General features: G+C 45.5%; 20 protein-coding genes. 13 read left to right on the top strand and 7 right to left on the bottom strand.

Features of this window, described 5'->3' with window-relative positions; translation table 11 throughout:
• Positions 1 to 72: 72 nt before the first annotated feature.
• From C9I98_RS19155 to C9I98_RS19140, 4 genes are read left to right on the top strand one after another with little or no spacing between them, the layout of a single operon-like run.
• Complete coding sequence (locus C9I98_RS19155) at positions 73 to 900, top strand: metal ABC transporter solute-binding protein, Zn/Mn family (RefSeq protein WP_420848110.1); 828 nt, start codon at positions 73 to 75, stop codon at positions 898 to 900.
• Positions 900 to 1,625 carry a metal ABC transporter ATP-binding protein gene (locus C9I98_RS19150; RefSeq protein ID WP_107272353.1) on the top strand — a complete coding sequence of 242 codons (726 nt, stop codon included), beginning with the start codon at positions 900 to 902 and terminating at the stop codon, positions 1,623 to 1,625. The genes C9I98_RS19155 and C9I98_RS19150 overlap by 1 nt, the downstream gene beginning before the upstream one ends.
• Positions 1,625 to 2,500 (top strand): metal ABC transporter permease, encoded by an 876-nt coding sequence (locus tag C9I98_RS19145; RefSeq protein WP_036831170.1) that lies wholly within the window; start codon positions 1,625 to 1,627, stop codon positions 2,498 to 2,500. The genes C9I98_RS19150 and C9I98_RS19145 overlap by 1 nt, the downstream gene beginning before the upstream one ends.
• Before the next feature lie 37 nt (positions 2,501 to 2,537).
• On the top strand, positions 2,538 to 3,404 hold the full coding sequence (locus C9I98_RS19140; protein WP_051902658.1) for a TroA family protein: 867 nt from the start codon (positions 2,538 to 2,540) through the stop codon (positions 3,402 to 3,404).
• Positions 3,405 to 3,522: 118 nt separating this feature from the next.
• Here C9I98_RS19140 and C9I98_RS26665 read toward each other — a convergent pair whose 3' ends face one another.
• The 3 genes from C9I98_RS26665 to C9I98_RS19130 form a co-directional block, all read right to left on the bottom strand.
• Complete coding sequence (locus C9I98_RS26665; RefSeq protein ID WP_036831179.1) at positions 3,523 to 3,678, bottom strand: hypothetical protein; 156 nt, start codon at positions 3,676 to 3,678, stop codon at positions 3,523 to 3,525.
• A gap of 131 nt (positions 3,679 to 3,809) precedes the next feature.
• Entirely contained in the window at positions 3,810 to 4,340 is a 531-nt protein-coding gene (locus C9I98_RS19135) for a hypothetical protein (protein WP_036831182.1), read from the bottom strand.
• Between the two features lie 73 nt (positions 4,341 to 4,413).
• Complete coding sequence (locus C9I98_RS19130) at positions 4,414 to 5,157, bottom strand: DUF2884 family protein (RefSeq protein WP_036831184.1); 744 nt, start codon at positions 5,155 to 5,157, stop codon at positions 4,414 to 4,416.
• 302 nt (positions 5,158 to 5,459) lie between these two features.
• Here C9I98_RS19130 and C9I98_RS19125 point away from each other — a divergent pair, with 302 nt between their 5' ends.
• Complete coding sequence (locus tag C9I98_RS19125; protein ID WP_036831186.1) at positions 5,460 to 5,948, top strand: LabA-like NYN domain-containing protein; 489 nt, start codon at positions 5,460 to 5,462, stop codon at positions 5,946 to 5,948.
• 120 nt (positions 5,949 to 6,068) lie between these two features.
• Here the strand turns inward: C9I98_RS19125 and C9I98_RS19120 are convergent, their stop codons facing one another.
• Complete coding sequence (locus tag C9I98_RS19120) at positions 6,069 to 6,737, bottom strand: cation efflux transmembrane domain-containing protein (protein WP_107272369.1); 669 nt, start codon at positions 6,735 to 6,737, stop codon at positions 6,069 to 6,071.
• Positions 6,738 to 6,923: 186 nt separating this feature from the next.
• Here C9I98_RS19120 and C9I98_RS19115 point away from each other — a divergent pair, with 186 nt between their 5' ends.
• A complete protein-coding gene (locus C9I98_RS19115) occupies positions 6,924 to 7,814 on the top strand; it encodes a LysR family transcriptional regulator (protein WP_107272351.1) in 891 nt (296 codons plus the stop codon).
• A gap of 193 nt (positions 7,815 to 8,007) precedes the next feature.
• Positions 8,008 to 8,697, top strand: a complete 690-nt coding sequence (aqpZ, locus tag C9I98_RS19110; RefSeq protein WP_211318338.1) for an aquaporin Z — start codon at positions 8,008 to 8,010, stop codon at positions 8,695 to 8,697.
• Positions 8,698 to 8,827: 130 nt separating this feature from the next.
• On the opposite strand, the gene ydiJ is transcribed toward aqpZ, so the two are convergent.
• Both ydiJ and C9I98_RS19100 read right to left on the bottom strand, forming a co-directional pair.
• Positions 8,828 to 11,893, bottom strand: a complete 3,066-nt coding sequence (gene ydiJ, locus C9I98_RS19105) for a D-2-hydroxyglutarate dehydrogenase YdiJ (RefSeq protein WP_036821134.1) — start codon at positions 11,891 to 11,893, stop codon at positions 8,828 to 8,830.
• Positions 11,894 to 12,064: 171 nt separating this feature from the next.
• Positions 12,065 to 13,591 (bottom strand): bifunctional NUDIX hydrolase/phosphatase PAP2 family protein, encoded by a 1,527-nt coding sequence (locus C9I98_RS19100; RefSeq protein ID WP_051902126.1) that lies wholly within the window; start codon positions 13,589 to 13,591, stop codon positions 12,065 to 12,067.
• A 191-nt stretch (positions 13,592 to 13,782) separates the two neighbouring features.
• Between C9I98_RS19100 and C9I98_RS19095 the strand changes: the two genes are divergently transcribed.
• A complete protein-coding gene (locus C9I98_RS19095) occupies positions 13,783 to 15,459 on the top strand; it encodes a VRR-NUC domain-containing protein (protein ID WP_107272350.1) in 1,677 nt (558 codons plus the stop codon).
• A gap of 56 nt (positions 15,460 to 15,515) precedes the next feature.
• Here the strand turns inward: C9I98_RS19095 and C9I98_RS19090 are convergent, their stop codons facing one another.
• Positions 15,516 to 17,498, bottom strand: coding sequence for a carboxylesterase family protein (locus C9I98_RS19090; RefSeq protein WP_107272349.1), 1,983 nt, complete (start codon positions 17,496 to 17,498; stop codon positions 15,516 to 15,518).
• A gap of 551 nt (positions 17,499 to 18,049) precedes the next feature.
• Here C9I98_RS19090 and C9I98_RS19085 point away from each other — a divergent pair.
• The 5 genes from C9I98_RS19085 (at position 18,050) to C9I98_RS19065 (ending at position 25,333) form a co-directional block, all read left to right on the top strand.
• Complete coding sequence (locus tag C9I98_RS19085; protein ID WP_036816119.1) at positions 18,050 to 19,291, top strand: outer membrane protein transport protein; 1,242 nt, start codon at positions 18,050 to 18,052, stop codon at positions 19,289 to 19,291.
• A 187-nt stretch (positions 19,292 to 19,478) separates the two neighbouring features.
• The gene (locus C9I98_RS19080; RefSeq protein ID WP_051901783.1) at positions 19,479 to 20,306 is read left to right on the top strand and encodes a pirin family protein; all 828 of its coding nucleotides are present in this window, start codon (positions 19,479 to 19,481) and stop codon (positions 20,304 to 20,306) included.
• A 347-nt stretch (positions 20,307 to 20,653) separates the two neighbouring features.
• On the top strand, positions 20,654 to 22,759 hold the full coding sequence (locus C9I98_RS19075) for a TonB-dependent receptor plug domain-containing protein (RefSeq protein ID WP_081878806.1): 2,106 nt from the start codon (positions 20,654 to 20,656) through the stop codon (positions 22,757 to 22,759).
• On the top strand, positions 22,747 to 23,331 hold the full coding sequence (locus C9I98_RS19070) for a YfiR family protein (protein WP_081878805.1): 585 nt from the start codon (positions 22,747 to 22,749) through the stop codon (positions 23,329 to 23,331). Before C9I98_RS19075 ends, C9I98_RS19070 begins: the two co-directional genes overlap by 13 nt.
• Positions 23,324 to 25,333: a sensor domain-containing diguanylate cyclase gene (locus C9I98_RS19065; protein WP_036816115.1), complete on the top strand. Its 2,010-nt coding sequence runs from the start codon at positions 23,324 to 23,326 to the stop codon at positions 25,331 to 25,333. Before C9I98_RS19070 ends, C9I98_RS19065 begins: the two co-directional genes overlap by 8 nt.
• Positions 25,334 to 25,424: the final 91 nt, after the last annotated feature.

Genomic DNA, 25,424 nt, shown 5'->3' with positions numbered 1-25,424 from the left:
AAAATGTCTAAGATTAAACAATGCTGGTTTTTGATACTGGCACTTGCTCTTCCTTTTTCAAGCCATGCAAAAATGGTGATCGGGACAACGCTTCACCCCTACTATAGCTATGTTAAAGCGGTAGTCGGCGACAAAGCTGAAGTGCTTCCTTTAGTTGATGCCGGTTTCAATGCCCATAACTACCAAGCTCAGCCGCAAGATATGCTGAGGCTAGCGAAAATGGATGCGATCGTGATTAACGGTATCGGTCACGACGATTTTGCAGTCGAGGTAATCAGGGCTGCGAATCGGGCTGATCTCAACGTTATCAACGCCAACCATTCTGTTCCGCTGCTACCGGCTATGGGGGCAAGCGTTGGCTCTGATGCTGTCAACCCTCATACCTTTATTGGCATTACAACCACCATTCAGAAGGTCTATACCATTGCGGAAGAGCTGGGCAAGCTAGACCCAGAAAATGCGCGAGAGTACCGCAGAAACGCACGTACCTATGCCACTAAGTTTCGCCAGCTAAAACACCAAACCATGCAAGCCATCGCAGGGCTTGACACTCGAGGAATGCAAGTCGCCACCACCCACAATGCCTATAACTACCTTCTGCAAGAGTTCGGTATTGGTGTTGATGCCGTTATCGAGCCGGCCCATGGGGTTGAACCAAGCGCTAGCCAACTGCAAGAAACCATCACCAATATCCGTGACTCAGGTATCAGTATTTTGTTCTACGAGTTGGATATGCCAAACCGCTTTGTTGAAACCATCGAAAAAGAAACCGGTGTGCGTTTATTTCGATTCTCACACATGACCCATGGTCCATTCGACGCCGATAAAGTGGAAATAGAAACTCAGCAAAACCTTGAAACCTTAATCGAAGCAATCCGCTTCTCTTCGGAGCTTAGCTAATGGGTCCAAAAATCACTTTATCGGATGTCAGTCTGAGCTACGGAGCCAATCAGGTTCTCGAGCCAATAAGTCATGAGTTCGAAGCCGGTCGCTGCCATGTCCTTATGGGGCCAAACGGTGGCGGAAAAACATCACTGCTTCGTTCTATTCTCGGTTTGACCCCTTTCGAGGGGGAGATCTTAATTAATTGGCATAATGGTGCTGCCAAAATTGGCTACGTCCCACAAAAAGCCACTTTCGAGTCTAGTTTGCCGTTAACGGTGACAGACTTTATTTTGCTGAACCAAACCCGACATCCACTTTTTTGGCGTCAAAACAGCCGCCATAAAAAACGCGCAATGGACCAACTGGCAAGGCTTGGTATGGCCGAAAGAGCCAACCGTAGGATGGGACAACTTTCGGGAGGCGAGCAACAAAGGGTGTTATTTGCGCAAGCACTACTTGATGACCCTGAGTTTATTGTCCTTGATGAACCAACAACAGGTATGGATGAACAAGGTGTCAAATACTTAGATGCTTTGGTTCAAGAGTTACTATCAGAACAGAGAACATTACTTGCTGTTCACCATGATGCATCTGCGGTCCAGCGTTTGCCAACCCCTTTAGTACATGTTGTCAATCGTCGGATCTTACAATCAGGCCCGGCATCAGAACTGCTTGAAGCATCTAACCTTGCGACGTTATTCCAGCACTACACCCAATCCCCGAAACAGGAGGTGGCCTAATGGAATGGCTACGCCATCTAGCTTATGATGCTTCGCAAGCTGGCTTCTTATCAGAAAGCTTTGCATACGGGTTTGTTGTTAACGCCCTTTTGGCTTCGTTACTCATTGGTCCCTTGCTTGGTGGCTTGGGTACGCTGGTTATTGCTAAACGACTTGCCTTCTTTTCCGAGGCGGTAGGTCACGCTGCAATGACGGGCATAGCCATTGGTATCCTGTTAGGGGAGCCGACAGACAACCCAGTTGTCAGCTTATTCTGCTTTGCCATGGTTTTCGCCCTACTTCTCCATTATGTCCGGAACCGGACCCAAGTGCCTTACGACACCTTGGTTGGGGTTTTCCTTGCGGTTGCTTTAGCGGGCGGTGCAGCCTTATTGATGTATGTTGCGCGCCAAATCAATGTACACCTACTTGAAAACGTGTTGTTTGGCTCAATACTCACCGTCAAAGATGCTGATATCTATTTGTTGGGCCTATCCACCATTTTAATTTTGATTTTCTTTTTGCCGACATTTAACAGAATGCTACTCACTTGCATCAGTCCCGATTTGGCAAGGGTTCGAGGCTACCGCACCACACTTTATGACTACCTTTTTGTCATTATGATCACCCTGATCACGATTGCTGCGGTGAAGATCATCGGCGCCGTTCTCGTTGGTGCGCTGCTATTAATTCCAGGTGCCACTGCCAGAATGATCAGCCACGACATGGGCACGTTTGTTCGCCGTGCAGCAGGCATTTCTACAGTCTCTTGTGTGTTGGGAACCTTAATTCCAATGGAAATGGGTTGGGCTGTCCCTTCTGGTGCAGCAATTATTTTATTGTGTGCCAGCTTCTTTTTGCTCGCGACATTATACCGTATTCGCATAAAAGCCTAACTCTGTGTCACCCACGCCTTTATCAGGAACATTTACTATGCGCCAACTGCTCATACTGCTTTTATTCATTCCGTCGTTAGTCTCAGCTAACGAACGCAAGGCCGATATTCTCACGACGCTACCAGCGACATTTATGCTGGCTCAGCAACTCACCTTAGACACCGGGCTGGTTGTCAAAAACCTCGCCCCCACCCGCTACGGTATTGAACGCCTACCTGGGTGGTTTTCAAATCAAGGGGCAGACGAGGTAGAAGCTTGTACCACAGAAGCGACTGCGGTGGTTACACTGGGCTCTGTATGGCCTGCAGACCCACTGTTCCTCCACGCTCGTGAACATAATATCAAAATAATCAATATCGATGCCGGCCAAGCATTACTGCCCAATGGGCAAAGTGTTGCAACATTACAGCTTAAGCAGGGTATTTCACCTTATGTTTGGCTCAGCAATGCCAATCTTTTGCTAATGGCTGAAATTGTCACCACGGATCTGAAACGCCTATGGCCACAGCACGAAAAGCAAATTCATAACAACTACGGTGCACTGCGCAATCAAATGATGGCACTTGCAACAAACCAGCAAGCATCACTCATTAATGCCGGTGTCGATGCTGTTATCTTACTTGATGAAGCGCTTGAAGATTTTGCGGTTGCTAATGACCTATTTGTACTAGATCGCCAATTCAAGCCCAATCTTGATTGGAATGAAAATGACCAACAAGCGATTAAGGAAGTCGTAAAAGAAGAGCCTGACGTATGGTTTTTAACGACCCGTACGGCGAATCGACAGTTGCTCGCATTATTGCCTAAAGGTGCAAATGTACTCAGGATTGAACCGATAAATCGCTGGGGAAGAGGGATCAGCCCAGAAACGCCGCTCGAAAGATGGCAAATTCAATTGGACTAATTTGAATCAATAGCAACTAAAAAAGGCCGCTCTCGGCCTTTTTTAATTGTTGTCAATCGTTCAAGGTACTCGTGCAGAATCCGCACCCAATAGCGTTTAGCTAACTGTACTGCCACATTTAACGGATAAGCTCAGTAGCCATAAAAAACACAACGGCAGCTAAGATTAAACCCCCAAACCCTATCAGTACTTTCTTTTGCGAGTTTTCATCGAGGTATTTGGTCGCTAGTCCGCCAAGTAATAACAGCACGATGATAACGCCTAGTTTTAACATAGTTGCCCCAACCATACTGAATAAAGATACTCAAGTTACTGGTTTACAATAACATAGCTTCCGGCATCAGAGCGTTACCAAGGTCAACCAATTGGTAACGAAATGAAACCGAGACATCGGGCACTTACCTCTTAGCGCCTTAGCCAACAACGCATATTGGGAAAAACGGCGGCATCTCCCGTGTTTTGGCGCGTCGGCTCAAGGGTCATTCCCGCATTCTGTAAAAGCGGTACGCCAAGAAATCGGCATTCCGTCCAACGTTCGAATGACTGGTAATAAGACTCATCGGAAAACGAATAAAGCAAGGTGTCTATGTTTAAGCCGAGGTTATGAATGGCGGCCCAGCACCATGCCAGCACCATCATATTTTGATACTCTTCATCAACAATACGGCAATGAAGCTTAAAGCGATCAGCGGCAGGCGTCGTTGCAATAATCCCTGCCATAAACAACAACTCACCCGCTCTTATTTCTTTCTGAGATTGGTTATAGAAATAAAGTCGCCCTTTATATATCCAGCATTGGCTGCCTGTCACTGGCTCACAATGTGTTTTTTCAATAATTACAACACCAATATCTTGGATAAACTTAGTGACGATAGAAATAGAATAGTAATGCTCTTCTAAATACACGCTATGTCCCTGCTGACTTTTGTCATCCATTCACTAAAGCAAAGTTAACACCCAAGCAGGGTGTTAAACTCTAAGCTCCAATAACGCATTGCTAAGAATAACGTTAGATTTCAAACATTGGGTATGGTGCTAGCTCTGGTACGATAGTTTGTAGCTCTTTCTCATCTTCAGCTAACCCTTTGATAGAGTCACAAAGATCATTGGCTTTAATAGCAACATCGCCTGAGTGTTCGCTAATGTATTCTTGAAGTTTCACCTTCAATTCTGCAAATTTGGTTTGCAGTTCGGAAAAGTTAATTTCCCCGTTTTTCATCTCTTCCGTCAATGCAGCAAATAAGCTGGCAACAGACTCAACACTGATATGTTGTAGAGCATCATCGAACTCTTGTTTCCAGTCGGTTTCGGCCGTATCGAAAACATTTGCGGGTAGAACAAATTCGTCGCCTTGATAAAACTTATCTCGCGCTTTGTCACTGTACTCCTGAATCAAGGCCTCTATGTTGTCGAAAGACGCCGATGAGTCAAAACTCGCACTGATTTCCTTCAGAATACCATTCGCGACTTCCGCGCCATCATCAGCTATATCAGCCATTTGGGGAAGATAGTGTTGAACATTGTTACTGTAAGCTTCTATCGCTTGCTGCTGGATGGCAGAAAGCTCAACTTTGTCACCATTAATAAATAACTGGTATTGCTCATCAATCAAAAGCTTCGCTGCCCCATCCTGATAAACAGAGACTTGCTTTTCACCAACATGAATTTCATTCGGTACGTTAACCGGACAAGTCTTCGCAGTCACCCCTGCAGATACCAATAGGAAAGGAATTAAAATCAGTTTGCTTTTCATAGCCAAAATCTTGTCATTGTTGTTTTTGTTGCCCTACTTTCACATTTTTTTCTCCTCACAACAAGCACAGAGCTAGCATATATCGTGTTGATTTCACAAGAAACAAACTGAAACCACCACTTTGATGTTTCAAAATATTAACATCTATGCATAGTGCTTATAGAAAACTAAAAATGAGGAATATATACCCAAGCTACTTCAAGGTTCATTTTTAGCGTATCCCCCTCTAAAACTTAATACCTTGAAGTCACTTGGGTATATATGTGTATAATACTGATGTCACTCACCAATTCAGGTTTACTGTGGAAAAAGTCGCTATTTTCGTCGATGTTCAGAACATCTACTACACCGTTAAAGACACCTATGGCTGTAACTTTGATTACAATGCATTTTGGGCTGAAGCGACCCAGGGAAGAGAGGTCGTTGCCGCTTATGCCTACGCCATTCATCGTGGCGACGAAAAGCAGCGCCAATTTCAAAATATCCTCCGTGGTATTGGCTTTGAAGTAAAACTAAAGCCGTTTATCCAACGTAGTGATGGCTCAGCAAAAGGTGATTGGGATGTCGGTATTACCCTGGATGTGATAGAGCATGCGCCTGAAGTCGATAGAGTGATTCTATTATCTGGCGATGGTGACTTTGACCTGTTGGTTGATAAGGTTCAAACCAAATACGGTAAAGATGTGGAAATTTATGGTGTGCCGGGGCTCACGGCTGCGTCGCTGATCAACACCGCACACTTTTTCCGCGAAATTGAAAACACTCTTTTGCTAGGGCAACCACGCCGCTAGTTCGAACCTATTCCAAACGTATAAAAAGGGATAAGCAATAAGCTTATCCCTTTTGGTTATTCAACGTCCGGCTTCACTTATCCGCAAAGCCAAGCTAGGGTCTGTTGACCCTAATTACATCTAGGTACGCTGGCGATAAGCCATTTCCACTTTAAGATCTTTAATCGCCCCCGCCATCATCTTCACCGGTACGATGACAAAATAAATCGACGCCACCACAACCATTAATGGGTCCGCAAAAGCGGCGTATTGTGCTTGTCCAATAAACACCAGAATTGACGCAACAATAAAACCAGCCATTACCGCCCCGCTGATCACGGTATCCATCATCCATTGCTTTGATTCTGCATCCACCAAGGCTGAACCTGACTGCTTACCGTATTTCTTCAATACAAGAAATGTGGCTAAACAACCAACAACATTGACCACACCGAACATCAGTGCCAAACCGGCATCAACATCTCGGCCACCATTCATAATGGCAGTCACCGCAGAATAAAATGACACCATACACATCATGGTGATCACCAAGCCTTTAAAGGCAATCACCGATGGCTCAATGATCGCAGCTGCCTGTTTACTATCCTTTCTTTTCGGTGAATGAATGTAGGATGCAGCCAGTAAGGAGATAACGGTAAGAGACAAACTCACAAAAGAGTATGCACCGTCAAACACAATCACCAAAGAGCCCATCCATAAGCCCAGCCCTATGCCCAGCAGGGCAAAGAACAAGGCCGCAACTGTTGAGAACTGTAATAATTTTCGCTCTAAGGATACATCTGTATGCATTTTCATTTTAAACCGACAGATTTTTCGTCTGCGCCCTCTTTCATTAACTCTATAAGTTGCATTCTACGGCGATATTTCGGATGATGATAATCACTCAGCGACGTAATTTTCGTCGCTAAAGTCATTGGGAATATTAACAGTACGTATTATTCGGTTAGACAACTCCTACTTTGCAGGCCCAGTAGAATGAAAATCAGCCAAATTGAAATGTTCCTTGAAGCCAGTATTTCGCATTCGATCTCGGAAGCAGCGAGAAAGCTCGGTAAAAGCCGCACAACAGTGAGTTCAAGCATTAGCGCACTCGAAGACGGGTTGGGTGTCGAGCTGTTCAAGCGCTCGGGTAATCACGTAGAACTCACCCCCATTGGCGAGGCTATCAAGAATGATTGCGAACGCATTCTGATGATTGCTGGCGACATCAGTGCCAAATGCCAACAGCACCTTGGTGGCTTTGAATCGGTATTGAGGATTGCCCGCGATGATGCCCTACCCGAAGCATTCTGGCGCAAGCTGGTACATAAAATGAGCTTGGAGTTTCCCAACACCAGTGTGTCTGTTTATGTTGCGCCCCCGCCGGAGCTTGATGAGATGGTTGAAGATAGCAAAGTCGATGTGGCTTTTTGCTTGCTTCCTCAGGCTGATAGCCTGTCAAAAAACCATTATCTAAAGCTTGGTCAAATTCGCATGATGTCCGTCGCCCATGCCAATCACCCTTTATCGCAATTGAGTAAGGTTGTAAGCTCAGATTTAGAACGCTACACGGAATTTGCCCTTTCTGTTTATGACGATGAAACGGGTGTTAAAGCCTTATCACCAGCATCAAGTAACTATATCGCCCTGCCTTTTTATGAACACTTACGCGATGCGGTATTAGACGGGAATGGCTGGTCGGTTGTTCCGTCCGTGCTTATCAACCCTTCGCTTCGTAGCGGCAGTGTTAAGGTACTAAACCACTACCAAGCCATGCGCTGGCAACCTTATGGGGTTATCCATAGCCGAAACAGCCAACAGGGCGCATTAACTTATTGGCTTTCTGAGCAACTTGAGCGTTACCTACAAAAACACAGTACAACCTAAAACCTATCAGGCACGATCAGCCAACCTATGACTATTTGGTCATTTGCCCTTTTTTAGCCTGTAAGGATGCATGCTGTTTCACGAATGAGCCAGCTACCACATAAGTAGAGTACCTATACTGTAGCTTTAGTCCCTAGCACCGCTTTGTTTTGCGGAGTATTTCTTTGGGTGAAGCAAGGAACTCATGATTATGATGAAGAAACTGGTCGCAGAGTTTATCGGTACATTTTGGCTGGTACTCGGAGGTTGTGGTAGCGCCGTTTTAGCCGCTGCTTTTCCTGATGTTGGCATCGGGCTATTAGGCGTATCACTGGCGTTTGGTCTGACCGTGGTCACCATGGCTTATGCCGTTGGCCATATTTCTGGTTGCCACCTCAATCCCGCCGTCACTATCGGATTATGGTCGGGTGGCCGTTTTCCTATTAGTGAAGTATTACCCTATATTCTTTCTCAGGTCCTTGGCGGCATCGCGGGCGCTTATGTTCTGTATATTATCGCCAGCGGGCAAGCCGGTTTTGATTTGGCAGGCGGGTTAGCCTCGAACGGCTACGGGGAACATTCACCCGGAGGCTACACCATGGTGTCGGGCTTTATTACCGAATTCGTGATGACCTTTATGTTCCTAATTGTGATCCTGGGGGCAACTCATAAATTGGCCACCCCTTCAATGGCAGGGCTAGCCATTGGTCTTGCGCTGGTATTGATCCACTTGATCAGTATTCCCGTTACCAACACATCTGTGAATCCTGCTCGAAGTACAGGCCCAGCTGTACTTGTGGGTGATTGGGCATTGGCTCAACTCTGGTTATTCTGGTTAGCGCCGCTACTCGGTGCTTTCGTTGCTGGCATAGTTTATCGCTGGCTAAGCCCCGATGACGATTAGCTATCAAGTTATCCATCTAATAAACCAAAACCGCACATAAAATCGCATAAAAAACGGGAGAGGCTAACTTGCCTCTCCCGCTTAATAAGTGCTGTTGTAAAAGCTTCTACAATTGCGTGCGTTTGGCTGGTTATGCCGCTTTCACGACCTGAAGCAATACCTGAACAGGGTGCTTCATTTTGATATGTTCAAAACGCTTCACCTGACTGCGGCAAGAATATCCCGTTGCCATACAGCGCTCAGGATCGAGCTGCTCTAGGTTTGGTTGCCAACTCAAGTTATAAACCCCGCGAGAAGTCTCAAGTTTATCCTTCTCATGGCCAAATGTACCTGCCATACCACAGCAACCCACCGCGATTGACATCAACGTTGTGCCAAAGTGGCTGAAAATCTCACCCCACTCTTTTTCGGCATTTGGCATCTTGGTCTTTTCGGTGCAGTGTGCAAACAAATACCAATTATCTCCTTCACGATTCGGGTAATCCGGTAATGATGGCAGTAGTGGTAGCAACCACTCATGTGCAGTCAGTACCTGGAAGTCACCACGCTTATCAGCCAGTACTTCGTTATATTCATCGCGGTAACAAAGCACCAACGCAGGATCGACACCCACCATTGGGATATTCAGCTCAGCCAGCTGGTTGAGGAACTCGGCGGTATTGGCGGCTGTTTTGGCGAACTTGCGCAAGAAGCCTTTCACATGCTGTGCCTTGCCATTGGGCTTAAATGGCACCAGCATCGGTTTCTTACCCAATTTCTCGCACAACTCGACAAAATCTTTGACCACTTCAGCATCATAGAAACTGGTGAACGGATCTTGGACAATTAACACATAGCGTTCACGTTCTTGCTCTGATAATGCCTGTAACCATTGAAGATCGAAGCGAGTAGCATGGTGCCCATCAAGCCCCTCCAGCAATGTCGGTACCGACAACGGCGGCATATCAACATACCCCAGCGACTTTTCGGTTAATGCCTTTGACCATTTCGGTCGCATAATCGCATTCATCATGGCTGGCGCTTTCGCCATTAGTGGCAGGTAGTTTTCAACATAGGCCACCATGTAGTCTTTCGCCGGACGCTGGTAACGGCTGTAATAAAGATTCATGAAGCGCGAACGGAAACTTGGGACATCAACCTTAATTGGACACTGGCTAGCACACGCCTTACATGCCAAACAGCCATTCATCGCTTCCATAACTTCATGGGAGAAGTCGTACTCGTTACGCTTTGATCCGAAGGTGTTGCGCCACCTATCGATGATCTGCTTCACCGATGGCGAACGGGCCATCAGATCTTTTTCTATGGTTACCGGATCAACGCCTTGATCGGCCAACAAGCGAAGCCATTCACGCACCAGCCCTGCACGCCCCTTCGGAGAGTGACGGCGATCAGCGGTGATCTTCATGGAAGGACACATTGGCGAGCTCGTGTCATAGTTAAAGCAAAGGCCGTTACCGTTGCACTCCATGGCTTGCTTGAAGCTATCTCTGACTTTTACTGGGATCTGGCGATCATAGAAACCACGCTTCACGCCATCCACTTTTACCAGCTCGGCATCGCTTTCAAGCGGTGTACAAATCTTGCCGGGGTTCATCCGGTTATCAGGATCGAAGGCTGTTTTAATGCGTCTTAGTTCCGTAAATAGCTCTTCGCCAAAGAACTCTGGGCCGTATTCCGAGCGATACCCCTTACCGTGCTCACCCCACATCAAGCCGCCGTATTTCGCGACCAATGCCACCACTTGATCCGAAATTTCTTTCATCAAGCGTTCCTGTTCAGGATCGCACATATCAAGTGCTGGGCGAACATGGAGTACACCCGCATCCACGTGACCAAACATGCCGTAACTTAAATTCTTGTCATCTAGCAACTGTCGGAACTCGGCAATAAAGTCGGCCAGGTTTTCAGGCGGCACACAGGTATCTTCGGTAAATGGCAGCGGTTTTTTCCTACCTTTTGCCGCACCCAATAAACCCACGGCTTTCTTTCGCATCCCGTAGATTTTTTGGATGCTGGCTAGATCATTACAAACCTGATAGCCAATGATGCCGCTCTGCTGCTTGTCGAGCATCTCATCCAGACGTTGGCACAAACGCGCCACCAACTGCTGGTTTTCTTCCGGATCATTACTGGCATATTCCACCATGTTAATGCCAAGCATGGTCTTGCCGGGTACGTCTTTGATTAGATCACTGACGGTATTCCAAACAATGTCTTGCTTAGCAAGGTTTAATACTCTCGAATCAACGGTTTCAACCGACAACGCCTGAGCTTCAACCATCATAGGTGCATTGCGCAAGGCTGAATCAAAACTATCGTATTTAATATTCACCAACACCCGTGATTTCGGGATGGGAGTAATATTGAGCTTAGCTTCGGTAATAAAGGCCAGAGAGCCCTCGGCACCGCAAAGCAGGCGGGCAATATCAAACTGCGTTAGCGACTCATCAAAGACATTTTGTAAGTCGTAGCCCGTCAAGAAGCGGTTCAACGGCGGGAACTTATCCAAGATCTGCTGGCGCTTTTCCCGGCATACTTGCTCTGATAGCTTGAGCGCTTTTGTTGCTAAATCAGTGCCTTCTGGCATGGCTTGAATGTCTTCGGCAGCTAGCACTTCAGTATCAAGTACCGAGCCATCGACCAATACCGCTTTTAACGACAGTACATGATCAGAGGTTTTACCGTATTTCAAAGAGCCTTGGCCTGAGGCATCGGTATTGATCATTCCGCCAATGGTGGCACGGTTACTGGTCGACAAGTCTGGCGAGAAAAAGAAGCCGTGAGGTCGTAGCGCATCATTGAGTTGATCTTTAACGACACCGGTTTGCACCTTAACCCAACCTTCTTCTGGGTTAACCTCAATAATCTGGTTCATATGGCGCGAAAGATCGACCACGATACCTGGCGTCAAAGACTGACCATTTGTCCCAGTGCCCCCTCCCCTTGCGGAGAAGGTAATCGCTTTGAATTGATCCGACTGCGCAACTTTGCCCAATCGCTCTAAATCATCATTACTTCGGGGAAAAACAACGGCCTGGGGCAGCTGTTGATAGATGCTGTTATCGGTGGCAACAGCGAGGCGGCTTGCATAAGTATGTTCGACATCACCAGTAAACCCGGCTTTATCCAACGCTTCAAGATAAGACAGTACAGACGGTTCAAGACTGTCTTGGTGTGTCAGTGCAGGTAACATTGCTCTCCTTGTCCAGTATCACGTCGTATCCTACGACTACTGGCCTCTCTTTTATATTTGGCTTATCTATTCACTTTACCTCACCGCTTAGTTGAAAAAAAGCACAGAGTTGCGCAACAAGGTTAAACAGTGCCTAAACACCATTTAACCCTGAATCCAAAACTTACTGCGCTATTTCTGATACTTACAGTGCAAGTAGGTTGTACTGCCTACCAGCCATACCGTCACGATCATGGCACCGACTCCCTTGATAGCCAGTACCAATAAACTCACCGTCGAGAGCGAGGCAACAAAGTTTACCGTCCACGCCAACAACGCAAAGCCAAGAGCGATAACAACACTATGCAAAAAGCCTTGCTGGCACTGAACTTTTCTTGCCCTAACGGGCTGTTTAGCAACGTAATCACAAGTGAGGAATACCCCCAACATGCCAGCAAACAAGTACGCATGTGACGGCACAAGGGTGAAGCTTGCCACTATCCCTACTACCATGGTGATGAACAGCCAAAACCACTTAGTCATCAATAGTCGATGATACTGATTCGACTCATCACCGCGCCAAACAATGACCAGCGCAACAATCACAAGCCCCAGCATTACACTCATGATGGTGTCACTAATGAAATGCACCCCATACCAGACTCGCGCCACTGCCTGCCCGGCAATCATGATGCAGATACCAAACGTGATTAGCCACTTATAAGGTGCTTTCACCACTCTCAACAATACATGCCAGAAGATCCCCCATAGCAAGGTCGCCAACAAGGTATGCCCGCTCGGGAAACCAAAGCCGTAAGCATTAATTTTTTGCAGCTCAGGGATAATGACTGAAGGCCTCGGCGAAGCAATGCCATATTTCAGCAGGGATGACGTAAAGGAAGCTAGAATCAGTACAAATAGAAACTCGATCAAGGCTTTTGGCCCGAAAAACCCAGCGATAGCAACCAACAGAACCGCCACAAACCAAGGTTCACCCGGCAAATTCATCAAGAACATCATGCCTTCGAACATATTTTGGAGTGGTTGTGGCCATTGTGATACCCCCTGCTGAAACCCTTTGATCAGTACCAATTCAAGTTGATGCAGAAAATTGACCTGATCACTCAAGTCTGAATAAACCAGCACTTCGCTATTAGGGGTTTTCTCTAACCATAATGGCAGTAACTCAGCATCTTCTGCGTACCGATACGCCTTAGCTGACACATCTTGCGGATCAATCAGGTACACCCGCTCGATTTCAGTCGCAAAGTGTTTAGAAAACCATGATGCAACAATAAGGTGTCCGGTATAGTCACGGAATGAAGAAACCAAAATCGGTGTTTTAGCAACACAACTGTATATTGCCGCTCGGCCTCGATACTGGATGAGATCTGACACTGTTACGTCTATGCCGGTTTCTTCAAGCGCTTCTCTTCTCGCAGCTTGCTCTGGTGTATCTCCCGTATCAATGTAGCCACCGGGCAAAGACAATTTTCGCGTGATGACCTCAGACATCATCACCAATTTATCACCATGGCGAATAACGCAAACCGCACCAATGATGTCTTCTGGGTGTCGCCCGTTTTCACCCGGCACTTTTTCGCCTACCAACAGCGGTGAAGCTTCCGGCTTTAAATCTAACTGTTGTGAAGCTGCCTCTTGTGCACTCAGCAACGGACTCAAGAAACATAAGAGAAAAACAACCAGCCAACGAGCCATTGGCGTTACACTAATAAACACTATAAGCCTTTATAAATAGAAAAGATAAAACGATAATAACAGCCAACACAACAGCAAGCCATTGAATGTATTAACAAATAATTCCATTCGCTATCAGTGCGACTTTCTTTGGAGCTAATTCATAGAAAAATGCACATCTGTGAGTAATATTGCATCAAATTATAAATAACATGATATCCCCAACCGAGCTCAGTGACGACTACTACCAGACTAACTTTGTCACGCTAATCAATACCGTATCTAGTCAGTACGAAGACTTGCTGTCAGCTGATGAAAAGCATTGGCTGGCTACCTTCCGCTCCCTGTCTTCTGACGCACAAAAGCTCTATATACGCCTACTGACACGTAAAGGCCCGCTGTTTCGGCTTAGTAAATTAAGCTACCGTGAGATTGCGGATCTTAACTCCGCCGCCAATGAGCTTAACCAATGCGGCTTGGCGCATTTAGCACGGCCAGACTCCCAGCACAGTACCCAGCCCAATGCATCGATAGAGATAGCGTTGATAGCGGCGCTATTTACCAAGCCAGAGTTACTCGCTTTATTTGAACCGCTCTCAAGCTATAAACAACAAAAGAAAGCCATCATTGTCGAAGCACTACAACAGCTTTCCCCTACCCTCGGTGACTTCAAAGAAAGTATTATTGAAGTTAAGTATTCAGCGCATTTAAACGTCTTCCTACTGTTATTTTTTGGCAATAGCCGCCAAGATTTAACCGAGTTTGTGCTGAGCGATTTGGGGGTTCAATGCTATGAGTCGTACACCATTGACCGCCAGCACCGTTTGTTTAGCTCGCGTGATGATATCGAGCAATGGCTGTCTCTCGCGCAACTGAAAGATCAGTACTGGCAAGCGAAAGAACAAAAAGATGCGGAGGCTATTGCTGAGCTAGCTTGTCATTTACCCTCCCCTTATCAATGGCCGTTACTCGAGAAGAAGCGCCAGCAGCTGGTTAACCTCATCGCCCGTGATATTGAGCGTATCGGACAAACACAGCAAGATAAGTTAGATGAAGCGCTCACTTTGTTCGAGCAAAGTGAATTGCCACCAGCAAGAGAGCGGCGAACTCGAATCCTTGATAAGCAAGGGCAAGTAGAGCAAGCCTATCAGCTCGCACTGGCTATGCAGCAAGCACCAAAGTCAGAAGAAGAGGCCGATGTTGCCGATGTATTGGTGAGAAAACTCGCCCGTAAGCTCGCAATTAAATCAGCACCAGCAAAGAAGCCGGTGTTTTCTAGTTACTCACTCACCCTACCGAACAATGGTGACCGTGTGGAGCATTGCGTGGCAAACCATTATGAACATCAGGGCTGGCATGCATATTATCTGGAAAATACCTTAATCTGCGGCCTGTTTGGCTTGGCCTTCTGGGACATTATTTTCAATGATGGGATACAAGGGGCATTTCTCAACCCTTTCCAGCGCTCGCCAAAAGACATGTTCAGCTCTGCATTTTATCAACAACGACAAACCGCCATTGATGATCGGCTTTTAGAAATAGCCACAGGCAAGTGGCAGCAATGGCTCACGGTCTATCAACAAAAGCAGGGGATCTCAAATGACTGGGTACATTGGCCACTCATCACACCCGAAGTAATCAAACATGCTACTAACCATTTTCCACCAACAGCACTAGATAAAATATTCCGCCGTATCCTGTTTGACCCGAAAAACAACCGCAGCGGTTTTCCTGATTTAATTCTCTTTAAAGAAGACGAATTTCGCTGGATCGAAGTTAAAGGCCCTGGTGATAAGTTGCAAAGTAACCAAATACGGTGGCTCAAGGTTTTCCAACAACTGGCGCTACCTGCCGAGGTGGTTTATGTGGCGTGGGATGAAGCTTTGTGAGTTGGTGAGCGGTAGGTAAAGAAAAGGCGGGGTGATTGTCCCGCCTTAGATATCACTTAGAAGTCAAGTAATCCTTTTGCTTCTAAATCATCACAGCGTGCGCCGATAGCAGAATCATCAGCACCAAAGTTCGCAGCTGATTCAAAGATGTTACCTTCGCCGCCAATCTTCAGGTAGTTATCTGAGCCTGATTCCCATTCATTATCCGTAAACAATGTATCTTTAAACCATTCGCGCGACATTGCTGCCATCACTTGGTTATCTTTCGCATTGGTCAAGACAGGCTGACCCGCACCGTTAATTGCTTTGCCAAATACAAATGGCAGCTCAGCAGCATGGCATGCTTTACCTTTTAGCCCGTCCAAGTTTTGACAGCTCAGTGAAGCCAGTGGCATTGCGTCAAACGGCCAGAAGTTAAACTGTGATTCGTGCTCGTAATGGTACATTGTCGTGCTAGTAGCCACGTTATTCTGAACTACTTTACGAGATGGACAAGTGAATAACATATCGTTGGCTAGCATGCGGGCAGTACGGATGTTAGCAGTAGACATTTCTAAACTATAGCCAGAGCCAAGTTCTGGCTTGTAATCACTGACTTTACTGAATAGTTGCTGCCCCTTACAAAGTCCAGCAGCAAAACTAATGACATCACAGTTACCAGGAATGCTCTCTGATACTTTCGGAATTCCACCAAAGAAAGCTTTAACAAGAATACCGTACATGCCACCAATAGCTTCATGCTCAAGCAATTCTCGAACACTTGTTCCCTTTGGTAACTCTATAACACCTTCTATAATAAAATCTTCTTGTAAAACAACATCACCACCAAGAACAAATTCACCATCTTTATTCTTAATGTTTGCATATAACAACGGCTCAAACATAGAAGTAAACAGATTTGATTCATCTGTATTAAAACCAATAACTGTTTCTACATTGAAGTCTGTATTGCTTAATGGCTGTTTCGTTAAATGGTGTCCAGCTGGACCAAATGCTTTCTTCTCAATATATGGCGCAAATGGCAAGAAACCTGATGTTGATGGCTTAGATTCGATCAGGTAAGAAAGTAAATTCCCTTTAAGATTTTGCTGAAGCCCTTTTACCTCTTCTAGCGACATATCAGCCAGCAGATCCTGAACATTTTTATCCGCTGTATCTTCACTACCAGTCACCGCAACTTTTACATCATTCCAAATAGATTGAGCTGATGCATAGTTTTTATACGCAATACCGTATGGGTTGCTTTGCATTATTGCACGCTGATAGTCTTGACCTGCAACGTCTTTATCTTCCTGCAAGATGCCAATCGACATCGCACCGGCACTTTCTCCATATACGGTCACATTGCCAGCATCACCACCAAACTCGGAAATGTAATCATTAATCCACTCTAGAGCACGCTTCTGGTCACCAATACCATAGTTACCACCTTTAGGGTTTTCCTTACCGTCAACCCACAAGCTACCTAGAAGACCTAAACGGTAGTTAACAGAAACTGCAATAAATGGCTCACTACGATCGCCTGCTTCATAGTCTGAGATACTCTGGGCAACAATCGTGTCACCGCGGTTTAGCTCTGTAGAACCAGAACCGCTTTCAAACGAGCCGCCGTGAATAAAAACATAAACAGGTAGCTCTGCATTGGCTTCTGTACCAGCTGGACGCCAGATGTTCAGGTTCAGACAGTCTTCAGCTTGCGCTTCGCCTGTTTCACCCAACTGAGGACAGATATAGCCAAATTCTGTCGCGTCAATGTCAGTACTACCATCAACTTTCACTAGGCTACTATGCTGGAAACGCTCGCCGTCAGCGAACTTTATGCCCTTAAATGCTTCGACTCTTACCACTTCTTTATTGCCACTCAAAGCGGTAATTTCATTACTTTCGGTTAGACCAGTAACCTTGGCACCATTGACTTCAATCGTCACTGGCTGAGAAGCAGGTAACTCTTTGCCATCATTTACTGAACTGTCATCGTTACATGCAACTAAGGCCAACGCGATACCTGTTGCGATTAAACTACGTGTATATTTTTTCATTATTAATATCTTTTATTTAAGCTTCTTGTTAATGCTAATAAAACGCATCACATCAATTAATAAAATGTATATTTATAGATATACTTTCTTTGGCGTAATTATAAAGAAATACACTCTAAATAAAACGTACAACCATGCTGGTCTGATGTTTTAATTACACACAATCTTTGATGCTAACATGTTAAAAGCAACCACCCCGTCAATTCCAACCACGAAAACCATCACTATTTCATCTGGATATTTTTTGATATCGCAGCCGCAAAAGGACAAATCATGTTCAAAATTGACAGATCTAACTAAATATCACACTATCGGGTCTTGATAACTTTTTAGCTTCACAGATAACGAATAATTAATGTGAATAATGTTTATTTCATTATTGATATCGAGAATTTTCAATCATCAAATTAAACATTGTTAACACACGTTACCCACAAATTATTTTCAGCCCAACTGGTCTAATTTGTTTAAATATAGGCTCTCTCTAGAATTTGTTTTAATTTCTGGGGACACACTCAGTTCGTCTAATTAAATAACTATAAGCCTAAATTATGTTCAAGAAGCGTTTGTTATCCTGTGCTGTTGTTACAGCACTGTCTTTTGCGTCTGCGCCAACCCTGGCTGCAGGTTTCCAATTAAATAGCCAATCTGCTACCGGTCTTGGTCGTGCATTTGCTGGTGATGCTGCTATCGCTGATAACGCTTCAGTTGCAGCACGTAACCCAGCGGCAATGGCACTATTCAAGGAAGCGAATTTTTCACTGGGCTTCAATGTTATCGCGACAGATGTGCGCTTGAAGTCTGGTACTTTCAATGATGTTGAATTACCAAGCGGTACCTTAAGTTCAACTCCAATTGAAGAAACTGACGGCATTGGCGGCACCTCTTTTGTTCCAAACCTTCACCTTGTAATGCCAATCAATGAAACCTGGGCTTGGGGCTTATCTGCCTATTCCAACTTTGGTACTGCCACTGAGTTTGAAGATGACTTCGTTGCGCCAATTTTCGGCGGTACAACAAGCATTAAAAGCATGAACTTAGCGGCTAATGTTTCATACCGTTTAAACGAGAACCTAAGCTTCGGTGCGGGCCTTGATGTGATTTACGGTATCGGCAAGCTAGAGCGAAATGCCAACATAGTTGGTGATGTTGTTGATACCAAGGTTGTTGATATCGATGCTACGGGCATTGGCCTAGGCTGGAACGTTGGTATGGTTTACGAAGTAAACGAAGACCACCGCTTTGGCCTTAGCTACCGCTACAGCCCAACAATTGAAGCCGAAGGTGATAAGTCGACTGATGATATCGATCTGCCGCTACCAGATATGGCTGAATTCTCTGGTTACCACCGCCTAAGCGATAAGTTTGCTGCTCACTATAGCCTTCAGTGGGTACAGTGGAGTGCATTTGACAGCATTACACTACAAAGTGAAATCGGCCCATCTATCGACAAAGCATATGAATGGAAAGACGCAGGTCATATCTCTGTAGGTGGTACTTACTACCTCAACAATGACTGGACGCTTCGTGCCGGTTACATGTACGACATCGCAGCAACTGACGAATTGAAGTCAATTTCAATTCCTGACTCAAACCGTCATTGGCTATCAGCTGGCTTTACCTACAACATCAATAAAGACGAGGACGTTGACTTTGGCTTTACCTACCTACTTGGTCAAGACGTCACCTTTGATGAGCAGCTAATTCCTGGCTCTGATTTAATCTCAATTACGGATGCTACAACACGCGCTAACGCAGTGCTTATCGGCCTTCAGTACAGCCGTTCGTTCTAAGTTAACCGCATAAATCTGTTGTAAACAGCATAATAGGCAGAAGTCCGTTATTAGATTAACGGCTTCTGCTTTTTTATTCCCTTTTCTCATCATTCTCAATGGTGAATTTCCCTTCTTAGGTCTAAGATTTAATTCAACTATTAGATAATTCTAGCAATATCCTGATCATGATTATTGGTGGCTTATCATGAGAAAAATAAGACAAGTCCAAAAAATCCGCTTCGGAAAAAAATCAGGCCTATTAACCGCGTTTATCGATAACCAAGAATTTGAAACGCTGGACCCGTTTGTGCTGTGGGATCACTTCGAAGCCAAAGCCGTAGTGAAGTCTACCGGGCTTGATTATCACGGCCATTCAGGGATCGACGCCGTTAGCTACCCGGTAACAGGTGCGCTCAAGCATCATGACTCTGCAGGCAGCCATGTCACCCTTGCCAGTGGTGATGTGCACATCATGACATCCGGTAACGGGATCATTCACAAAGACACCATGACCCCTCAAAATGGTCGCGTTGAATCATTTAGCTTATGGACAGCCCTACCCGCTGGTGATACTGAAATGGCAGCAGCGTCAAGTTGTAACATTAACGCCGACCAACTGCCTCTCGTTGAAGAAGACGATTCAACCACCAAGGTGATTATTGGCAGCTACAAAGGTGTCACCAGTCCTGCCAACTACAGCATTCCTATCACCTACCTCGATATCATGATTTCTCCCTATGGGATCTGGCACTTCGTGCCACAGGAGCATCAAACGACGGGCTTTGTCTACATTCGCTCAGGCAGTGTCTATGTCAGCGGCAGCCAGTTGCACCACCATCAAATGGCGACACTGCATAAATCTTCACTTCCGATTGAAATTCGAACAGGGCAAGTGGCTGCACGGTTATTCGTTGTATTGGGGCAACCATTAGGGCAGCCGTTCTATGCCTCATCCCAATCGGTTCATTCAACGCCCGATAATCTGTCAAAAGCGACCCAAAATATCGGTACCCTACTCGCGACAAGAAAGTGATCTTAGTTCAAAATATAAAGATGTAGTGATTATGATCACAGTTTTTGCTATCCATTTTTTTGACGCTGCCGAAGGCTATAAACAGCAGATACGGGTCACTAACGACTCAAAAACACCCTATGTGAATGCTTTTCTCGTCAACATACGGGTATCTAATCATTAGAGTCAAAATTTCGCTCCCCACTATTCACTTAACATATTAGTGATTATGTATTAATGGGCCATTTAATTCCCCCAAAGCATAAAACCCAAAACCTTTATACCAGCATAACCCGCTGAATATTAATGATTTTATTGCCACTTTGATACTATATATCCCATTAGTTCACTATGGGTTTATATTCGATATGGCACTCTCTTTTTTGCAGCAGAAAACAGTAACGATTAAACCGGTATCTTTCGCACTAATTTCATCCATTGCCGTCATACCCTTGTCAGCTCATGCTAGTGAGCTCGATATGTTACTGGCAATGAGTCTTGAGGAACTCGCTTCAGCTGAAATTAAAGTGACCTCTGCCGCCAAAAAGAACCAAGTTATCGATGACATCCCAGCCGCCGTTTATGTCATCAGTAGTGAGCAAATTAAACGTAGTGGTGTTAGGTCGGTGGCCGAGGCACTCGCCCTGGCCCCCGGCGTGCAAGTCACTAAAATATCCGAGTATAACTGGCAAGTGTCGTTACGCGGACTTAACGAAGTGCTGTATAACAAGCTACTCGTTATGGTTGACGGGCGCAGTGTTTACAGCCCATTGATGTCAGGGACGTTCTGGCACACCATCGACAGCATGTTCGAAGACATTGATCGCATAGAAGTGATTCGAGGAACAGCCGGCACCCTATGGGGAGGCAACGCCGCCAACGGTATAGTGAACATCATCACCAAAAACAGTCTGGACACTTTAGGTCACTACGGTGAAGTTGCCGTCGGTGAACGGCAATATAAAAACCTCAATTACCGCTATGGCACTTCTTTTTCTGACAATCTTACCGCCCGTTTTTATGTCAAAGGCACCCAAGGTGATTACTACCTCGAAAACGATGACACTTGGCGCAATCTTTCTGGTGGCATGAGAGCCGATTACGATGGCGGAAATCGTCAAATCACGGTTCAAGCCGGCGGATTCCAAACAAAATCAAGCCATGACTGGTTTTATGCCAACTTTGAAAATGATCCCGCGAGTGTGTTTACCGAAACTGAGCTCAATGTCTACTCTCGCGGTGGCTACATTAGTTTCGATTGGTACGAACAACAAGAAGATGCCAACTATGAACTGCATACTTGGCTTGATGCCAACTCCACCAACGAACCTTCTGCCAAAGGTGAATTTTATACCTTTGATCTCGACTTGCTCACCCATCGCCTACTCAACGATAACACTGAGCTCACTTTGGGTGGCGGTGTTCGGGCCATTCACCGTCAAACAGAGCCCTACCCCGACGTAACCTATCAGCATGTCGAACCATGGGGACGGTATAGCCTCGATCCGAAAGAGACTGACACCATTTTCAATGCCTATGCCCAACTTGAATCGCAACTCACTGAAAAAGTGAGCATGACGCTAGGGACAAAAGTCGAGCATTATTCATTGAATGACTCAACAGAAATACAACCTCAGGTACGAGTACTCTATAAACACAACGACAGTCATCGCTTTTGGGCTGGTGCAGGCCGAGCTACTGTCACCCCTTCATTTGTTGCGACCAAAACCGATGCCTATTTTTCAGGGACGGTTTGCCTTGATGAGCAATGCGGTAATACCCGGCCTGTTATCATCTACACTGCCGCCAATGAAGACCTAGATAACGAAACAGTTGTCACCCTCGACATGGGGCATCGCTACACCTTGGCTAACCACTTAGATATTGATAGCACGTTATTTTATAGCCAACACAAAAACCTAAGAATGGAAGGCAATAGTCAATGGCACTGTACTTTCGGTCATTGTGCCGATGGCTCCTCCCTGCCCTATGAGATGTTTATTTTATCCGAAACCTATTCCGACGATTTAGAAGCAGACAGCTATGGTTTTGAAACAGCAATCCGCTGGACACCAATATCTTCATTCACGGTAAATACCAGTTACAGCTATATCCATACAGAGGCCGCTTGCGATACCAGTGAACAATGCCCCAAAAGCAATGAAACTGGGTATAAAACAAAATACAACAACCAACCTGCACATTTAGTTTCTATTCAGACTTTATGGGATATAACTCCGGCTTGGCAACTCGATTTATGGTACAAACACAAAAGTGCTGTATCCTCACAGCTAGAGGCATATAAAGCGCCTTCAGTCAGTACACTTGATATTCGCCTTGCATGGCAACAAAAACCAAGTTGGCCACAAGTTGAATTGATTGTTGATGCATTCGGTAAATCGGCCTATGAAGATTTACCTTATAAAGCCAAGATAGAAGAAAGTGCATTTTTACGGGCATCATGGAACTGGTAAGCATGACAGGAAGAACAATATTGTGTCGGTATCAACTCTGGCTAGCAATGTCGTTTGCATTGCTAGTACTGAGTGTTACCGCAAAAGCCAGTTCCCCCTCTCAAAGCTATTCCGCCCACAAAATTAAAACCGTTTATGTGTATCGCCTCGCCAATTTTATTCGCTGGCCTAACGCCGATCCCATTCGTTACTGCGTACTCGGCCGAGACAGTATCACCATTACCCTCGACAAGTTTTTTGCCAGTGCTGCAGTAAACACTAAACTAACTAAAATGGATGATCTGACAGCCGCCAGTGAACAATGTGAGGTGTTGTATATTACTGAACAAAAACTCAATATCTTACAAGCTATACCTCAGTATCCTGAATTGCTAACAATAAGCGATAGTCCACGCTTTCTTGAGCGAGGAGGTATGATTGAGCTGCAAACTCATAATAAAAAAATCAAACCGGCCCTGTCGCTGACTCACCTTCAACGCGCCAACCTTTCTGCTAGCTCGCAATTACTTCGTATTGCCATTATCCATGACCATCAGCTCGGTAATAAAATGAGTGGGGGAAGTCATGAATAAATGGATAGAAAAGCTGACATTGAATCAGCGGCTGTCGCTTCCGATTATCAGTTTTATCGTTATCGTGTTTATGGCATTTCAAGTGTTCAGCTATCAGCGCTACCTGAATCTAGAAAAAAGCAATCTGGTTACACGCACCAACATATTAGCCAATGGTGTCGGGCTTAATTTAACCGCCCCGGTGCTATTTAACGATGTCGTCGCAGCCCATGATATTTTATCTGCATTTAAGGCAGACACATTGATAGCAAGAGTGCGACTCGAACGACCTGATCACAGCCTTTTCGCGCACTATATCGATGACAGCATTAAGTTTACTCCCCCTACACCCAAGCAACAGCACTTAATCGTACAAAATGGCCATCATTTTGGCACCGAAATGCTGTATATCATCGTGCCCATCTTGCTCGATGGCGAAAATATTGCTCATATGCACATTGCGGTTTCACTTCATAAATTGCAGGCACTGCGCATCACACACCTCAAAATTAGCCTCTTCTTGTTGCTGCTGTTATTTGGTGTTGGGGCGTACATTATTAATCGAATGCAACTTTGGGTGACTAACCCCATCACCCAACTCAACAAGGCCATTATTCGGTTAATTAAAGGGGATGAACACAAGCCGTTGACCCAAAGTCGATACACCAATGATGAGCTCAGCTCCCTCGTTAGTGGCTTTAACCAAATGGTGGATAAAATCAGCCTGCGTGACAGTAAAATACGAGAAGCCATGGCTGAGCTTGCTGAAGAAAAAGCGTTTGCTGAAGATGTGATTGAAACAGTTCAACACGCCTTGATTGTTGTGAACCATCACGGTTACATCACCCTGGTGAACCAGGCTTGCCAGCATGTCTTCGATATTCCGCTGACTCAGTTATCTGGCAAATATTTCATTGATATTATTGCCTCCGACCACGATAACCCGGTGATACCCATCGTTAGAAAAGCCTTATGCAAAGGGGCTGTGATTGATCAACTCACGATTCAAACCCGTTCCAGCTCAGGTGAAGAGAAGGTTTACCTTGTATTTAGCCGCCCATTAAACCAGCGCCACCAAACCTTATTTGCGATTGAAGATATTACCGATCGCTACCAGGCAGAAAAACAGCAAAAGCTTGCTGCCAATATTTTCGAAAACAGCCAAGATGCGATATTGCTATTCGATAAAAATGGCAATATCTCTATGGTCAACACGGCATTCGAATCCATGACGGGCTACAGTGAGGCAGATATTCTCGGCAAGCCGTTTAGGCAGCTGGTCGACGACGATGAATACCAACGCCTTCAAGCCACCATTTTGTACAGCCTCAATATCGCAAACCAATGGCAGGGCGAGATCAATACCCGCACCATGAATAACGAATCTCTGCCTCTCTTTGTTCGAGTCAATCAAATACAAGACTCCCATAGCAAAGAGCCTCAGACCGTGGTGATAGCGTCCGATCTGCGATCAATGAAAGAAGTACAACGACTTGAACACCTTGCTAATCATGATCCACTAACCAACTTGCCAAATCGCGCCAAGTTGCACCAATCCCTACGCCGATACTTAATTCAGCAACATACCAGCCAGCAAGTGTTTGCCGTACTGTTTATTGACCTCGACGGCTTTAAAGATGTGAACGATAGCTACGGCCATGAGGCCGGCGATCAGGTACTCAAGATCATCGCTGAAAAGCTGAAGGGAACGGTACGCAAAACCGATCTTGTCTCGCGCTTAGCCGGGGACGAATTCGTTATCTTACTGAGCCCTATTGAAAGTGAAGACGGTGTCCGCCGTACTTGCCAGCGCCTGTTTGATAGAATCGATGAACCCATACAACTTGGTAGCAAGGCGCTTTCCATTAGCGCCAGCATTGGTTGTTACTATGTATTACCCAATGAAAAGCAAAACGGTGATGATATTTTGCGACGGGCCGACAAGGCGATGTACGAAGCGAAAATCTTGGGCAAGGGGCAAGTCATTGAGTACAACTCAATGTATGGAAATAATAGCGGCTGATATAATACCCCCCCAATAAGGAACTGGTCAGTTTTTTTGCTGAGGTTGGTATAAATACAGCCTCTTTCTAGAGGCTGTACTGTCAATACCG

The organism is Photobacterium sanctipauli (assembly GCF_003026495.1).
In the GTDB taxonomy this organism is placed as follows: Bacteria; Pseudomonadota; Gammaproteobacteria; order Enterobacterales; family Vibrionaceae; genus Photobacterium; species Photobacterium sanctipauli.
The sequence above is the reverse complement of the archived record's forward strand: the minus strand, read 5'-3'. Positions and strand labels throughout refer to the sequence as shown.

Bases quoted from the DNA above. Each gene is read 5' to 3' on its own strand.
- C9I98_RS19090 (WP_107272349.1), bottom strand. From the start codon at position 17,498: ATGAAAAAATATACACGTAGTTTAATCGCAACAGGTATCGCGTTGGCC.
- C9I98_RS19155 (WP_420848110.1), top strand. From the start codon at position 73: ATGGTGATCGGGACAACGCTTCACCCCTACTATAGCTATGTTAAAGCG.
- C9I98_RS19140 (WP_051902658.1), top strand. From the start codon at position 2,538: ATGCGCCAACTGCTCATACTGCTTTTATTCATTCCGTCGTTAGTCTCA.
- C9I98_RS26665 (WP_036831179.1), bottom strand. From the start codon at position 3,678: ATGTTAAAACTAGGCGTTATCATCGTGCTGTTATTACTTGGCGGACTA.
- C9I98_RS19100 (WP_051902126.1), bottom strand. From the start codon at position 13,591: ATGGCTCGTTGGCTGGTTGTTTTTCTCTTATGTTTCTTGAGTCCGTTG.
- C9I98_RS19065 (WP_036816115.1), top strand. From the start codon at position 23,324: ATGAATAAATGGATAGAAAAGCTGACATTGAATCAGCGGCTGTCGCTT.
- C9I98_RS19135 (WP_036831182.1), bottom strand. From the start codon at position 4,340: ATGGATGACAAAAGTCAGCAGGGACATAGCGTGTATTTAGAAGAGCAT.
- C9I98_RS19085 (WP_036816119.1), top strand. From the start codon at position 18,050: ATGTTCAAGAAGCGTTTGTTATCCTGTGCTGTTGTTACAGCACTGTCT.
- C9I98_RS19130 (WP_036831184.1), bottom strand. From the start codon at position 5,157: ATGAAAAGCAAACTGATTTTAATTCCTTTCCTATTGGTATCTGCAGGG.
- C9I98_RS19070 (WP_081878805.1), top strand. From the start codon at position 22,747: ATGGAACTGGTAAGCATGACAGGAAGAACAATATTGTGTCGGTATCAA.
- C9I98_RS19115 (WP_107272351.1), top strand. From the start codon at position 6,924: ATGAAAATCAGCCAAATTGAAATGTTCCTTGAAGCCAGTATTTCGCAT.
- C9I98_RS19075 (WP_081878806.1), top strand. From the start codon at position 20,654: ATGGCACTCTCTTTTTTGCAGCAGAAAACAGTAACGATTAAACCGGTA.
- C9I98_RS19150 (WP_107272353.1), top strand. From the start codon at position 900: ATGGGTCCAAAAATCACTTTATCGGATGTCAGTCTGAGCTACGGAGCC.
- C9I98_RS19120 (WP_107272369.1), bottom strand. From the start codon at position 6,737: ATGCATACAGATGTATCCTTAGAGCGAAAATTATTACAGTTCTCAACA.
- C9I98_RS19145 (WP_036831170.1), top strand. From the start codon at position 1,625: ATGGAATGGCTACGCCATCTAGCTTATGATGCTTCGCAAGCTGGCTTC.
- ydiJ (WP_036821134.1), bottom strand. From the start codon at position 11,893: ATGTTACCTGCACTGACACACCAAGACAGTCTTGAACCGTCTGTACTG.
- C9I98_RS19095 (WP_107272350.1), top strand. From the start codon at position 13,783: ATGATATCCCCAACCGAGCTCAGTGACGACTACTACCAGACTAACTTT.
- C9I98_RS19080 (WP_051901783.1), top strand. From the start codon at position 19,479: ATGAGAAAAATAAGACAAGTCCAAAAAATCCGCTTCGGAAAAAAATCA.
- aqpZ (WP_211318338.1), top strand. From the start codon at position 8,008: ATGAAGAAACTGGTCGCAGAGTTTATCGGTACATTTTGGCTGGTACTC.